The organism is Granulicella tundricola MP5ACTX9, from assembly GCF_000178975.2.
Classification (GTDB): domain Bacteria; phylum Acidobacteriota; class Terriglobia; order Terriglobales; family Acidobacteriaceae; genus Edaphobacter; species Edaphobacter tundricola.
Genome location: NC_015064.1, coordinates 2,628,277 through 2,641,669 on the forward strand (window position 1 = coordinate 2,628,277; position 13,393 = coordinate 2,641,669).

Here is a 13,393-nt window from a genome sequence, read left to right on the forward strand (position 1 = left end):
CGGATTTGTGGCTTGATGTTGGGATGTCTGAGTGTGTTGGGATGTCATACGCGGTCAGACGATGCGGGGACTGTTGTGGTGTTGATTGAGAGCTCGCCGAATAGTCTTGATCCGCGGGTGGGGACGGATGCGCAGGCGGAGAAGATCGATGGGCTGATCTTCGATGCGCTGGTGCGTAAGGACGAACGGTATGAGTTCAAGCCATGGCTTGCGACGAGTTGGGAGCGGCCGGATGCTACGACCTGGGTGTTTCATCTGCGCGATGGTGTGAGGTTTCAGGATGGAAGGCCGCTGGGGGCGGAGGACGTTGCGTGGACGATCAACTCGATGGTGGATGGGACGCTCATCACGGCCAAGGGCGGCAACTTTGCGAGTGTACAGACGGCGCGGGCGAAGGATCGGCTGACCGTTGAGGTGAAGATGAAAAGGGCGGACGAATCGCTGCTTTTCAACCTGAGCGATGGTCTGTTTGGGGTGGTGCCTAAGGGGTCAGGGCGGGAGTTTGGGCGGGTTCCTGTGGGGTCGGGGGCGTTCCGGTTTGTGAGTGCGGAGCAGGATAAAGAGGTGGTGCTGGAGCGGGTGCCGAGTTACTGGGCGGGGTCGCGTGGGAATATCGAACGGCTGCGGCTATCCGTGGTGCCGGATGCGGTAACGAGCGCGCTGGAGCTGCGGAAGCACTCGGCAGATGTGGCGGTGAACGTGGTTACGCTGGATATGGTGCGTGCGCTGGAGCGTGTGCCGGGGTTAAAGGATGAGACCGGGCCGGGGTCGCCGGTGATGTATATGAACTTCAATGTGACGGCGGCTCCGCTGAATGACAAGCGCGTGCGGCAGGCGGTGGCGTTTGCGATGGACCGGAAGGCGATTGTGGATGCGCTGTGGCTGGGGCGAGCACGGGTGGCGGATACGCTGCTGCCGCCTGGGCATTGGGCTGCGGCGGCACCGGGCGAGCTGACGCAGTATCCGCATGATCCGGCGCGGGCGGCGGCGCTGCTGGAGGCGGCGGGGTATCACGCCGACAAGGATGGGGTTCGGCTACGGCTGGAGATGAAGACGTCCACCGATGAGACGACGCGTCTGCTGGCGGAGATCCTGCAGCAGCAGTTGCGGGCTGCGGGGATTGCGCTGACGCTGCGGTCGAGCGAGTTTGGGACGTTCTATGCGGATGTGACGCGCGGGGCGTTTCAGATGTATGCGCTGCGGTGGATCTGGAGCAATGAAGATCCGGACATCTTCCACTATGCGTTTGCGACGAGCCAGATGCCTCCGGTGGGCGGGAATCGGGGACGGTATTCCAATGCTCGGGTCGATTCCCTGCTGGCTGCGGCCGCCACTACGCCGGATGTTAGTGCCAGGCGTGCTGACTATGTGGAGGTGCAGAAGATTCTGGCGGATGAGCTGCCGGCGATTCCGCTCTGGTACCCGAACAACAACATCGTCCATACGGATCGGGTGAGCGGGATTGTGGGGGATGGGTCTGGGAGCTTTGATTTTTTGAGGGACGCGGTGGTGAAGTAGAGGCTCTACTTGCTTCTTCTCTTCTTCAAAAAGCGGAAGGCTCCGAAGCCGGAGATGCCGAGCGCGATACCCGCTGCGATGAGGACGGTAATCGCAGTAAGGACGATTGCGCCGCCCGCGAGCAGGACGTTGGCTACGTCACGCAGGATGGCGTTGATGACGGAGATCACGATATGAATGATCGTCAGCATGGCTGCTCCTGAGAGCACCGAGGGGTGGTCTCAGGAGTATTTTAGCGAAAAGTTATATTTGTATTCCACTTAGAGTTGCGGCTTAGGCCTTGGGGCTACCCACGGTTGAGATCAGGACTAAACTGACGGTGCCGCTGGTGCTGCGCTTATGTGGCGTGTTGCGCGGGAGGAAGAGCATATCGCCCTTCTTCAGGTTATAGGTGGTATGGCCTTCGGATTCTGGGGCGAGCCATTCTTCGGGTTTGGTGTTGCGACCGTTTTTTGGCGTGCCACCTACCTCGTAGAGGGTTGCACCATCGAGGATCTGAACGATGTGGTCGCGGCCTTCGTGCCACTCGAACTCTTTGCCCGCCTTTGCGGTCTCAGAGGTCATGACGACGGTGACGGGGAGTTGCTTGACGTCGATGAGAGTCTTGTTGCCGGGCGCAGCCTGAAGCGCTTTCTCCGAAGACTCAAGCGACTGGGCGGTGAAGAGTTGGAAGGGGATTACGGCGGCACCTGTAGAGGCTTGAGCGTGTGCAGGCACGGAGAGCAGGTTTTCGGCGAGAGTGAGGCTGGCGGCTGCGGCAAGAGGCGCGATCCGAAGGAAGCTGCGGCGGGAATCAAGAATAGCCATGCAGGAAGTGAATCATACTGGGTCGGTTCTGCCAACCATGACTGGATGCCGGTCCGTGTCACGAACCGCCGAGACGTTGGTCGCCCCGCAGAATGTGCTAGTCTCGTAATTTGATAAATACAAGCCGTCGGTGGTGCATTGGCGGAAGTCGACTTGGCATATCAGTGAAACCTTGAAACTTCTGGACTGCCGGGTCTTTTCTGTGCCAGTTAGGAACGATAAAACTGTTACCAAGAGGATTTGTTTATGGCGCGAGGCAAGAAGCATACGGCGGAGCCGATTGTGAATTTGCTCCGTCAGGTTGAGGTTGGCGTGGCGAATGGCAAGTCGTTGCCCCAGGCGTGCAAGGAAGCCGAGATCGTAGAGCAGACGTACTGCCGGTGGCGTCGGGAGTACGGCGGGCTGAAGGTGGACCAGGCTCGGCGACTGAAGGATCTGGAGCAGGAGAACGCGAAGCTGAAGCGTCTTGTGGCGAACCTGAGCCTGGAGAAGCTGGTGTTGAAGGATCGCGGAGGGAAACTTCTAAGCCCCGAGCGGCGTCGTTGTGCGGTGAGCCATGCGCGTGAAGCACATGGGGCTGAGCGAGCGGCGTGCGTGCCTTGTGGGGGAGCAGCCACGGGGCACGCAACGCTATCGACCGACACAGCGAGATGACGAAGACAGACTCCCCCAGGCAATCGTGACTTTGGCGGGCGCTACGGTTATCGACGGATCACAGCCTTGCTGCAGCGTACAGGCTGGTGCGTCGGCAAAGATCGGGTGGAGAGAATCTGGCGTCGTGAGGGGCTGAAGGTTCCAAAGAAGCAGAAGCCAAGGGGCCGGTGATGGCTCAACGACGGGTCGTGCGTGCGGCTGCGTCCCGAGCACGCGAACCATGTCTGGAGCTACGACTTCGTGAGTGCCAAGACTCATGATGGGAGAACAGTGAGGATGCTGAATCTGATCGATGAGCACACCAGGGAGAGCCTGCTGGTGCGTCCGGAACGGCGCTGGTCAAGCGCCAAAGTGATCGAGGTACTGGCCGATGTGATGGTGTTGAAGGGTGTTCCAGAGCATATCCGATCAGACAATGGCCCGGAGTTCGTAGCCCACGATCAGCGCAAGTGGCTGGCCGCGACCGGAGCCAGGACGCTTTACATCGAACCCGGCAGTCCGTGGGAGAAAGGTTACTGTGAATCATTCAACTCGAAGCTGCGCGCCGAGTTCCTCAACGGCGAGATCTCCTACTCGCTCAAGGAGGTGCAGGTGCTGGCCGAACGTTGGCGCATCCACTACAACACCATCCGGCCACACTCTTCGCTCGGCTATCGATCGCCCGCTCCAGACACGTGGCCTCACGAGATCAAGACAGGGTTATGGAGAAGTGGAAAGCAGAGTGCGCCTCCCACTTCCCCACACCCTCGACGGCGGCTACTTGAACTCAAAAGAAGCTGCGCTAAACTAACAAGCTAACTGGTGCAAAAGATCGGGCACTCCAAGACCTACCCTGGTAGCTCAGGCTTTCGTTTCGAGTCTTTGACCTCAGAATGATGGACTCCGCAAGTTTTCCACGCCGCTTATACGATCGAGAGACTCCGCTGGGGCACCTCTGATACATCTTTCTCTTCTAGGCACGACGGCATGTCTGTTTGCCGTTGGTGGGCGATGGAAAGTCCTTTCGCAGCTTGGACATCTATCTACTCATAGCTGACGATGTGGCGTACGAACGGACGAGACGTGTTTGATCGATCTGAATGAACAGATGTTTTGGACGTACCAGTATCGTGTCCTCTTGGATCCATCTCTGACCTATTTTTCATAACAGAATAGGAAAATAGTCTGATTCGCTCTTTCACTCATTCAATTCAGCTGAGTAAGTCGGGCAATACTAGTCTGAAAAGCATCCAGTGAAAGCGCAGGTAATGCGCTTTCTCTTGGCCTGAAGCTGGTGAGGGAACTTCCTTCCATACGCCGGTCGCGGTTTCTACAGTTCTGCGAAAAGGCGTGTCGACAGGTTCGCGGTGATGAGATCAGTCTCTTCGGGTGCGCGTCGGAGGAAGGTCACAACATGCTGCTCTTCCGAGTTGAGCAACCCCACGATGGCGCCGTGCTGAAGTGCAGGCGAATTCTTCGCGGATCAATGACGGCATGAAAGAAGGGCACGTAAGGAAGGAGACGCGTTCTTCCAGTCCACATCGACCTTATCGAATAGCTGCGATCCACCAGATTGCGTCGCGTCACCGACTTCCATGCCGTTATATAGGAGCGGAACGCCGGATAGCGTGAGGCTAATTGCAGATGCTGCCAGAGCATCACGCTCGCGTTGCCGCACGACTGCAAGCGATTTATCGTGATCGTCGCTGATCAGCATGTGCTGCGTGCCTTGCGGAAGATCGCATCCTGCGCTTCGCAGGGTATCCCTGATCGCGTTCGCTGGTGCGACTTCATCAATTACCTGCTGAAGGTAGCAAGCAACGGCCATGCATAATCCAGGTCGAAAGAATGCTCCATCAGTTCGGGTTTCAAAGCTTCTGCAAGTAGCACCGCGTTTGGATTTTCTCGCTTGATCTGCGGCCGGAGTTCATTCCGGAGCTAGTTGGCACCATGCCGGCCGCATCCAGCGGAAACCATCGATGTGAAAGTTTTTTTAACCAGTAGAGGAACATGTCATCCATATAGCGCCGAAGCGCGGTGTCACCATGGTTGAGAGCGGCGACATCGCTCCACCCATCCGGGGAGATGATCTTGCCGGCACCATCATGCTGGTAAATAATCGGATGTGTCATCATCACGCTGCACCAAACTGTATGATCCGATACCGTGTCGAGAATCACCAGCATCTTTCGCTAATGTGCGGCCTCCAACAGAGCCAAAAGATCGGCCTTTGTGCCGGGGTCGGAATCAATCGCGTAATAGTCCTTGATAGAATATGGCTGCCGAGCCGACATAGACGCTTCTCCTTACCTGGTGGAGATATCGGCATGAGCCAAAGCACGTTGATGCCAAGCTGGTGCAGTGTGTCGAGCCACTCCGTAATCCCGCCCAGCATTCCCTTCCGCGAGAATGCTCGTGGAAAGATTTCATAGTTGACAGCATCTCGAAGCCAAACGGGGGTGCCACTGCTTGAGTTTGTGGGACGTTAGTGGATACTGATGGAACAGTTTCCTGTGCACGTAAATATTCAATATTCAGGAGCGTCGCCGCAAGCAGCGCGACGGTACGAGGCCAAGCCTGCATATCAAATGTTTCCCTCCCTCAACTGGTTTCTTGAAAGAAGTGCTTCGGGCTGCCCACCCTAATGCCAAGCGGACGGGCCCGCACGTTGTGAAGTTTGAAACCCAGGCGTGCAGCTAACTGAATCTGCCATACTTCGCCGCGAAGACCGGTGATCTTACTGAAGAGCGATGGATTACCAAGGCTATTGTTGGGGTGGAAAAGCTAGCGTGTTCAATAAATTGAACGCGTCACCGTGAGGTTCCAGTTGCGTGCTGATGTGAGGTGCGAGTTCCTTTGTACGCCGAGATTGACGGTACGAACGGCCGGTCCATAGACTTGATTGCTGCCCAGTGTACCGATGCGGGTCAAGATCGCGCTGCCTGTTCCGTCAGTTGCCGTCGTGACCGGGATGTTGCTGGAGAAAGCCGTCGGATCAAACCAAAAGCCGCTGATGCTCTTCAGGTAGCGGATGGGAGTGATCAGGTCTGGACGATTTCTTTGGGCAGCGCTGCCTGCGGCGGAAAGATCGACAGGCTGAACTGTCGACAGCAAAATAAGGTTGTTCAGCTGCCATCCTCCGATCAGCAAGTCGAGTGGCCGCGACGCGACGCTGTCGATTTTTTTTGACCGCGACCGAAGGGCAGGTGGTACACGAAGGATGAACTGAAGATATGACTCTCATCGAACTTGGAGTTTCCATAGTTTGACCGCTGGTTGTAAGAAAAGAGAAGTGTCTCCGGTGTGCCACCAAAGGCACTCGTGGAGTCATCCAGTGCGTGAGACCACGCATAAGAAGCAGTCGCAGTGAAGTTCGACGTGCGGTGCTCTGCGTGAGACTGGAGACCGTCGTAGTTGGAATGACCCGTTGTACTCGTTCAGGGTGATGCTACCGAAGTTCGGGAAGGGGCTTCACCGTTTTGCCAATGGTGTAGTTGTAGTAGTTGTAGTAGCTCGACAGACGATCCGCACGTGCTCCGACGTGTGCGATATGGATCACGTACTTCGGGCCTACCTGTTGTTCCATTTCGAGGTTCGACTGCTGTTCACGGCTATGACGATTGTTCTGGTCCACAGCCAATCCGCTCATGCCAAACGGAAGCGATTGAAAATTGAACCCGGGAAACCCAGGCTGCGGCAAGGGCAAGTTAGCTGATGCTCCACTTATGTAGCCAAGGCAGGTAAACGGTGCGCCTTATGCTGTCTGGCCTGACAGCGTTTGGCAGTTTCCGATGAACGAGAAGGCCGTGAAGTCGCCTCCAAAGGTAATCTGCTGACCGAGTTGGTTGCTGATGCCGCCGTAGTCCAGAAAGTAATAGATACCGTAGCCGCCGTGCACCGAGCTCTTCCCGTTTCCTAGGAGATCGTACGTGAAACCGATGCGCGGAGCAAAGTCTGTGCTCGGGTTGACGATGCTACGAGGAACCCCGTGCTGACCAGGAAGCAAGATGTTACCGCTGTTTACGTCGAATGCAGCCTGCTTGTCATGTTGCTCCACTGGCCATTGCAGCAAGTTCCAGCGAAGCCCAAGGTTCAGGTGAGACGCGGGGTGATGCGCTAATCATCGTTCGCGAACAGGGCGTCTTCCTGACTAATTTCCGCAAAGAATCCGGTCTGGCTTCCGATTCCGTAGTTATCTGCGCCGCCAACGAGCAGTTCGCTGGGCTCATAGCCGGTGAACTCGCTGCCGTTACCCGCGATAAAGAAGCAGCCCTTACCGCAGATGGGACGAAAGTACGAGACCTACCGGCGAAGGAAGGTGCCGCCAACGTTGAGAGAGTGCTTGCCGCGGGTTGATGATAAGCGTGTCGGTGGCTTTGTATGCGTTCTGCGGTACGGCAAACCATCCGTAGTCAACGATATATCAAGCTCAGAACCAGCGCCTCCGATGAGCGGGCCTCCGCTGTTCGCATAAGCACCGAGGTCGGTATTCTCGTTACCCAGCAAGCCGCCGGCATCCTGGCCGAAGCTGCTCGGCGAGAATCCATAGTCGTCGCGGTTGTAGGCAATTCGTGTATCGTTTACGAGCGTGAAAGAGAAGGTGTATGTATATCCCGCCGCGTAGCCTCGGTTATGTGTGAAGTTTTGGCACCGTTCGCTGACAGGGCTGGAAAGCCCGGCTGTTGCGGCAGTTCACACTGATTATTCGAAGTGAATTGTCGTAGGAAAAGTGAACGAAAAAGAGATCTTTCGCGCTCGGATTCCAATCCATACGTACATCGAACGTGTTGTAGTTCGAGATTGAGGGGCACCCGGCTTGTAGCTTGGTCAGGATGGGGTTGGGGATGCCTTGAGCAGATCCCAAAGTGCTATGACTTTTTGATCTTCAGCATCCCGCCCTTTGGCTTTTTCGGGATGAGAAAGGTCCTTCCGTTAAAGGGCGTCAGCACCCATCACTTCGTGTCCAGCCCGCTTACTTCGTACAGTTCCGCATGGATGACCACCATGGAGAGCCACTCGACCATTCCGCGGCCCCAGCCGATCCTGAAATCGCACGCAAAGCAGTCGACGCCGTGCCACGGTCTATACAGGAACGAGTTCACATCGTTGAGGTGTCATTGACCGTAGGCCACCTTCGGGCGGCTATGAGTGTCTTGCCAAATCTGTTGTAGGTGATGCCCTGCGCCGCCGCGAACTTCTTGATGCGCTTATTGCTTATTGACATCAACACGGTGCCAGACACGACGACGACGCATAAGACCAGAGGACGGGATGACCACGACCATGATCCTTGGCATGGGGAGTTCTAGCTCGAGAGTTTAAGGGAACTCTGCACAAGTTCTGCGTCGGCGGCCTGATGGATTAATCTGATGGTTAGGGGTGGATGGCGATGAGGCAACAGACTTTTGCGTCGCAGTCGAGCTTTGAGAAGTATGGGCGGGAGTTGTTTCTGGATGAGATGGAAGTGGTTGTTCCATGGGTCGAGTTACAGGCTCTGGTCGAGCCACACTACCCGAAGGCCTGCAACGGTCGTCGTCCTGTCGGGCTTGGGATCATGCTGCGGACCTACTTCATGCAGCAGTGGTTCAACTTGTCCGACCCTGGCGTCGAGGAGGCGTTTCACGAATCCTTCACGCTGCGGCGGTTCGCTGGTGTTGACCTGGGCGTGGCTCCGGCACCGGATGAAACGACAGTGCTGTGCTTCCGTCACCTGCTCGAAAAGCATGACCTCGGCGGTGCCATGCTCGACGCGGTGAACCTGCATCTGGCAGCCAAGGGCATCCGCATCGAGACCGGTACGATCGTGGATGTGACCATTATCCACGCGCCTTCTTCGACGAAGAACGAGAAGAAAGAGCGTGATCCGGCGATGCGCCAGACTCGTAAGGGCAAGCAGTGGTATTTCGGACTGAAAGCGCACGTGGGCGTCGATGCAAAAGAAGGTCACAGGCACTCGGTAGCAACGTCGGCGGCCAACGTCTCGGACGTACCTATGCTGCCGGATCTGCTACATGGGGAGGAGCGCAAGGTGTGGGGCGACGGCGGCTATCAAGGCCAGACGAAGGCCATCCGGCAGGCCGCGCCCAAGGCCCAGGACATGACCTGCAAGCGAACCAGGTTCAAGAACTATGTCGATGAAGCTGCAAAGAAGAAGAATACGACGAAATCAAAAGTAAGAGCGAAAGTAGAACACGTCTTCCGTATCCTGAAGCGCGTCTTCGGCTTCGACAAGGTGCGCTACCGAGGTATCGCCAAGAACCACCACCGGCTATGCACTAACTTCGCCCTCATCAACCTCTACCTCCACCGCAAGCACCTGGCAGGGCTGGCCGCATAGCGCCCGAAAACGGGCAACGACTCTTCAACACAGCGCACACTCAGCCAAAACCAAATACAGCACGGTAGTATCGTAACAAACCGGCCGCCGACTCAAGACGTTTACTCATAACGTCAAATCAGCCGCCTGCGCAGAGTTTCCTAAGCACTTTGTTTCTATTTATGGGAATTAAGGCTTGCTTTGCGGTACCCATTTGGTGGTATCGTGCTGGCCAGAGGGACCTCCAGATGGCTTCGAATCCGCTTCCCGCAGAGTTGGCCGCGCAGGCCGAGTCGATCGTCAATACGCTGACGCAGACGGACTATCAGTACAACGGATTCATCGACGCGGAGGCAGGGATTTACGACTGCGACTGCAACCAGTTTGTGGCTTGTGTGCTGGAGGGGCTGGCGGCGAATCACTACGCGCTGATTCCGAAGGAGTCGAAGCAGCCTCTGCCCCGGGCGTTTGAGTATTACTTGTATTTCAGTGGGCTGGGGACGCGGACGGGTGGGTGGAGGCAGATTATGCGGCTGGCGGATGCTCGGCGAGGGGATGTTCTGGCGTGGGAGCTGCCTTTGGTGAAGGGGCAGGATACGGGGCATGTGGTGTTGGTGGGGGATACGCCGGAGGAGATCGAGGATGGGGTGTGGTCGGTGCGGGTTTATGACTCGGCCGATAAGCCTCATTTCGAGGATACGCGGGAGGATGGGACGAGCGGAGTGGGGTCAGGGTTCATACGGTTTGAGGTGGATGCGGAGGGACGGCCGACAGGGTTCATGTTTTCGCCTGAGGCGACGGTGTTCGAGGTGAGGCCGATTGCGATTGGACGGGCTGAGCCTTTGGGGTAGGCTATTGGTGGCCTGCGAGGCCTGCCTGAGATGCCTGCCTGAGATGCCACAGCTTAGACTGAAGCTACATGCTCAACCGGGGCTATGCCTATACGACCATCATCGGCAGCAAACAGCATGGATGGACGCTGCTCTCGCACCTGGCGGGGCTTTATCCGCACTCGAGCGCTGAGGCCTGGCAAGAGAATCTGGACAACGGCGAGGTCACTCTTGACGGCATAACTGCTGCCGGGAGCGAGTTGCTGAGTTCAGGGCAAATCCTTGTCTGGAAGCGGCCAGCCTGGATCGAACCGGATGCGCCTCAGCACTTTGAAGTGCTGTTCGATGATCTTCATCTTTTGGCCGTCAATAAACCCAGTGGACTGCCCACTCTTCCCGGGGGCGGTTTTCTGGAAAACACCCTCCTGCGGCTGGTGCATAGGCATAGCCCGAGCGCAAACCCTGTGCACCGGTTGGGCCGAGCCACGACCGGCATCGTGATGTTTGCCAAGACAGCGCAGGCTGCCGCTGGACTGACCGCAGACTGGAATACGCCCAGAGTTCAAAAGATCTACCGGGCGCTGGCTCAAGGGGTGGCGCGGCAGGAGGCGTATGAGATTCTCACGCCTATCGGGCTGGTGCCGCACCCGCGCCTGGGTTCGGTGTGGGCGGCCAGCGCTGGAGGTAAAGCGTCGAAGTCGTCGGCGAAGGTGATCTCGCGGACTGCAGCGACCACGACCTTTGAGGTGAGGCTGGGTTCGGGGAGGCCTCATCAGATCAGGATCCATCTGGCTTCCATCGGGCATCCCCTGGTGGGCGATCCTCTATATGGCTCGACAGGCCTGCCGCTTGACGATCTTCCGGGGCTTCCGGGCGATGGAGGGTATCTGCTGCACGCCCAGTTTCTGAAGTTTCATCATCCCGTCACGGGAGAACAGATCGAGCTTGAGGCGGCTTTGCCTTCTGGCTTCTTGCATCCGTAGGACGGATACCGGGCATGATGAGATCTGTGCCTGCAAGGCATCAAATAGGTGAGGGGTCTTATTTCAAAGGAGTTACGGATCTTCAGAGGCTTTTCGTGTGCATGCCGGTTGGGCTCATTGAGTTGGCCGAACAACTCAGGGTGCGATTTGAGGGTCCAACCAAGAGAAGAACGAGGTACACGCGAATGTCGATTCTGAAATCTCTTACCGTTTCCGCTCTTGCGCTAGGTATGTTGGGAGCTTCCCACGTGGCACCGGCGCAGATTTCTATTGGAATTGGAGAGCCGTCCTGCCCGTATGGGTACTACGACTATGCTCCCTACAACTGCTCGCCTTATGGGTACTATGGGCCGGATTGGTTCAATGGCGGCGTGTTCATTGGTGCGGGTCGCTGGTATCACGGCGGACGTGGGTTCTATGGACATGTGGACAATCGCTACGATCCGCGGCATGGCTATAACGGGCCTTATCCGGACCGCGGTGTGCAGCCGTTCAACCACTTCCAGGGCAATGAGGCTCGGGATGGGTTTGGGCATGTTGGCAATGCCGGACATGATGCAGGCGGCGAGCATGGCGGCGGATTTGTCGGACATGGCGGTGTGCCGGGTGGCGGCGGTCATGGCGGCGGCGGACACCACTAGATTGATTGCGTAATGAACGCAGAAAGACCCGCTGATGATGGCGGGTCTTTCTGCGTCGCCTTGTGTCTCCGGCTCAGGTGTGGCGGATGGTGAGCTTCTTTTCGAGGAGGCCTAGGGCTGAGTCTGCGATGAGGGCGAGGAGGGCGGCGGGGATGGCTCCGGCGAGGACGAGGCCGTTGTCTACGGAGGCTACGCCGCGGAAGATGAGCTCGCCGAGGCCGCCTGCGCCTATGGCCGCGGCGATGGTGGCTACGCCTACGCAGGTTACGGTGGCGGTGCGGAGGCCGGCCAGGATGACGCTCGCGCCAAGGGGGAGCTCGACCTTGAGGAGGCGCTGGGTGGGGGTCATGCCCATGGCGGCGGCTACGTCGATCAGGGCGGGATCGACCGAGCGGATGCCGGCGTAGGTGCTGCGGAGGATGGGCAGGAGGGCGTAGCCGGTGAGGGCGAGGATGGCTAGTCTTGCGGCGTTTTCTCCCAGCCAGGGGACGGGGAGGAGGAGGCCGAAGAGGGCGAGCGAGGGGATGACCTGGATGATGTTGGCGATGGTGATGATGGGTTTGGCGAGGCGCTCGTGACGGGTGAGGAGGATGCCGGTGGGGATGCCTACTGCTGCGGCCAGGGCCATGGCGAAGAAGGTGAGCCAGAGGTGCTCGAAGGTTAGGCGGGCTATCTCTGAGGCGTGCTGGTGGAGGAAGGTCATGCGGCTTCCTCCGGGTTTGTGGGTTGGGCTGGAGGCGGTGGAAGGGTCGCGCTTTGCGCGATGCCCACCCTAACCGCGATACGACCGCGGTGAGGGTGGGGCACACGAGTTGAGTGGTGATGGAGGAAGGGGGTCATGCGGGGGTCCCCCTGTGTACTGCGCGGACGTAGGTCTGGACGTGGGCGTTGGGGGAGGTGAGGACCTCTGCGGAGTTCAGGTCGGCTACTACTTCGCCGGCTTCGAGGAAGATGACGCGGTGGGCCAAGTAGAGGGCTTCGTCGAGGTCGTGGGTGACGAGGAGGACGGTTTTGTTGAGTTTCTGGAGAAGGGCGCGGAGGGTGGTCTGGATCTCGGCTCGGGTGATGGGGTCGAGGGCTCCGAAGGGCTCGTCCATGAGGAGGATTTCGGGGTCGTGAGCGAGGGCTCTTGCGAGGCCTACGCGCTGGCGCTGGCCGCCCGAGAGCTGCCAGGGGTAACGGGTGGCCAGGGCGGGGTCGAGGCCGGTTAGGGCGAGGACTTCCGCTGCCCGGTTGCGGAAGGTTTGTTTGGTCTGGCCGGGTTCGGGGCCGGCGATCTCCAGGGCGAGGGCGGCGTTGCGCTCGACGGTCATGTGGGGGAAGAGGCCGGTCTCCTGGATGCAGTAGCCGATGGTGCGGCGGAGGTCGGTGAGGTTGCGGAGGTGGTTGGGAACGCCTGCGATGCGGATCTCGCCGGCGGTGGGGGTGACGAGGGCGTTGACCATGCGGAGGAGGGTGGTCTTGCCGGAGCCGGAGCGGCCGAGGAGGGCGGTGGTGGTTCCCTGCTCGAGGGCGAGCGAGACTTTGTCAATCAGGGTGCGGGACTGGACGGCGTAGGAGACTTCTGCGAACTCTATGGCGGGGGTGGGCATAGTTCGCGGCTCCGATGCGGTGGACGTCTTTGCCTCATCTCAGTCTTTGCCTCATCTCAAGGAGGCGGTCGAT

13 protein-coding genes and 4 pseudogenes are annotated in these 13,393 nt (G+C 58.3%); 6 read left to right on the forward strand and 11 right to left on the reverse strand.

The genetic code is table 11. The features are described 5' to 3' along the window. The first annotated feature begins 15 nt into the window (after positions 1-15). Positions 16-1,518, forward strand: a complete 1,503-nt coding sequence (locus ACIX9_RS11175; protein WP_041597707.1) for an ABC transporter substrate-binding protein — start codon at positions 16-18, stop codon at positions 1,516-1,518. Between the two features lie 5 nt (positions 1,519-1,523). Here ACIX9_RS11175 and ACIX9_RS11180 read toward each other — a convergent pair whose 3' ends face one another. Both ACIX9_RS11180 and ACIX9_RS11185 read right to left on the reverse strand, forming a co-directional pair. Continuing rightward, positions 1,524-1,709, reverse strand: coding sequence for a hypothetical protein (locus ACIX9_RS11180; RefSeq protein ID WP_013580600.1), 186 nt, complete (start codon positions 1,707-1,709; stop codon positions 1,524-1,526). 82 nt (positions 1,710-1,791) lie between these two features. After that, positions 1,792-2,325: a hypothetical protein gene (locus tag ACIX9_RS11185; RefSeq protein WP_013580601.1), complete on the reverse strand. Its 534-nt coding sequence runs from the start codon at positions 2,323-2,325 to the stop codon at positions 1,792-1,794. Between the two features lie 246 nt (positions 2,326-2,571). Between ACIX9_RS11185 and ACIX9_RS24730 the strand changes: the two are divergent. Continuing rightward, positions 2,572-3,777: pseudogene (locus ACIX9_RS24730) on the forward strand (IS3 family transposase). A gap of 664 nt (positions 3,778-4,441) precedes the next feature. Here ACIX9_RS24730 and ACIX9_RS25790 read toward each other — a convergent pair. From ACIX9_RS25790 to ACIX9_RS27385, 7 genes and pseudogenes are all read right to left on the reverse strand, one after another. Further along, positions 4,442-4,786 (reverse strand): alpha-amylase family protein, encoded by a 345-nt coding sequence (locus ACIX9_RS25790; RefSeq protein ID WP_157477490.1) that lies wholly within the window; start codon positions 4,784-4,786, stop codon positions 4,442-4,444. A 40-nt stretch (positions 4,787-4,826) separates the two neighbouring features. Beyond that, on the reverse strand, positions 4,827-5,144 hold the full coding sequence (locus ACIX9_RS11200) for an alpha-amylase family protein (RefSeq protein WP_041597059.1): 318 nt from the start codon (positions 5,142-5,144) through the stop codon (positions 4,827-4,829). A gap of 607 nt (positions 5,145-5,751) precedes the next feature. Beyond that, a complete protein-coding gene (locus ACIX9_RS11205; protein ID WP_456297995.1) occupies positions 5,752-6,180 on the reverse strand; it encodes an outer membrane beta-barrel protein in 429 nt (142 codons plus the stop codon). Then, positions 6,102-6,380: pseudogene (locus ACIX9_RS27890) on the reverse strand (outer membrane beta-barrel protein); the annotation flags it as partial. The gene ACIX9_RS11205 and the pseudogene ACIX9_RS27890, both read right to left, overlap by 79 nt. 26 nt (positions 6,381-6,406) lie before the next feature. Beyond that, positions 6,407-7,054, reverse strand: a pseudogene (locus ACIX9_RS27895) (outer membrane beta-barrel protein). Between the two features lie 206 nt (positions 7,055-7,260). Continuing rightward, positions 7,261-7,596 (reverse strand): annotated as a pseudogene (locus tag ACIX9_RS27900) (outer membrane beta-barrel protein); the annotation flags it as partial. A 460-nt stretch (positions 7,597-8,056) separates the two neighbouring features. Next, entirely contained in the window at positions 8,057-8,182 is a 126-nt protein-coding gene (locus ACIX9_RS27385; RefSeq protein WP_269744669.1) for a hypothetical protein, read from the reverse strand. A gap of 165 nt (positions 8,183-8,347) precedes the next feature. On the opposite strand from ACIX9_RS27385, the gene ACIX9_RS11225 reads away from it, so the two are divergent. From ACIX9_RS11225 to ACIX9_RS11240, 4 genes are all read left to right on the forward strand, one after another. Further along, the gene (locus tag ACIX9_RS11225) at positions 8,348-9,295 is read left to right on the forward strand and encodes an IS5 family transposase (RefSeq protein ID WP_041597709.1); all 948 of its coding nucleotides are present in this window, start codon (positions 8,348-8,350) and stop codon (positions 9,293-9,295) included. 227 nt (positions 9,296-9,522) lie between these two features. Continuing rightward, positions 9,523-10,125, forward strand: coding sequence for a hypothetical protein (locus ACIX9_RS11230; protein WP_013580604.1), 603 nt, complete (start codon positions 9,523-9,525; stop codon positions 10,123-10,125). Positions 10,126-10,193: 68 nt separating this feature from the next. Then, a complete protein-coding gene (locus ACIX9_RS11235) occupies positions 10,194-11,087 on the forward strand; it encodes an RluA family pseudouridine synthase (RefSeq protein WP_013580605.1) in 894 nt (297 codons plus the stop codon). Between the two features lie 248 nt (positions 11,088-11,335). Further along, entirely contained in the window at positions 11,336-11,728 is a 393-nt protein-coding gene (locus ACIX9_RS11240) for a hypothetical protein (protein WP_332308604.1), read from the forward strand. Between the two features lie 73 nt (positions 11,729-11,801). On the opposite strand, the gene ACIX9_RS11245 is transcribed toward ACIX9_RS11240, so the two are convergent. Together ACIX9_RS11245 and ACIX9_RS11250 are read right to left on the reverse strand one after the other, a co-directional pair. Next, positions 11,802-12,431 carry an ABC transporter permease gene (locus ACIX9_RS11245; protein WP_013580607.1) on the reverse strand — a complete coding sequence of 210 codons (630 nt, stop codon included), beginning with the start codon at positions 12,429-12,431 and terminating at the stop codon, positions 11,802-11,804. Positions 12,432-12,564: 133 nt separating this feature from the next. Beyond that, positions 12,565-13,320: an ATP-binding cassette domain-containing protein gene (locus tag ACIX9_RS11250; RefSeq protein WP_013580608.1), complete on the reverse strand. Its 756-nt coding sequence runs from the start codon at positions 13,318-13,320 to the stop codon at positions 12,565-12,567. Positions 13,321-13,393: the final 73 nt, after the last annotated feature.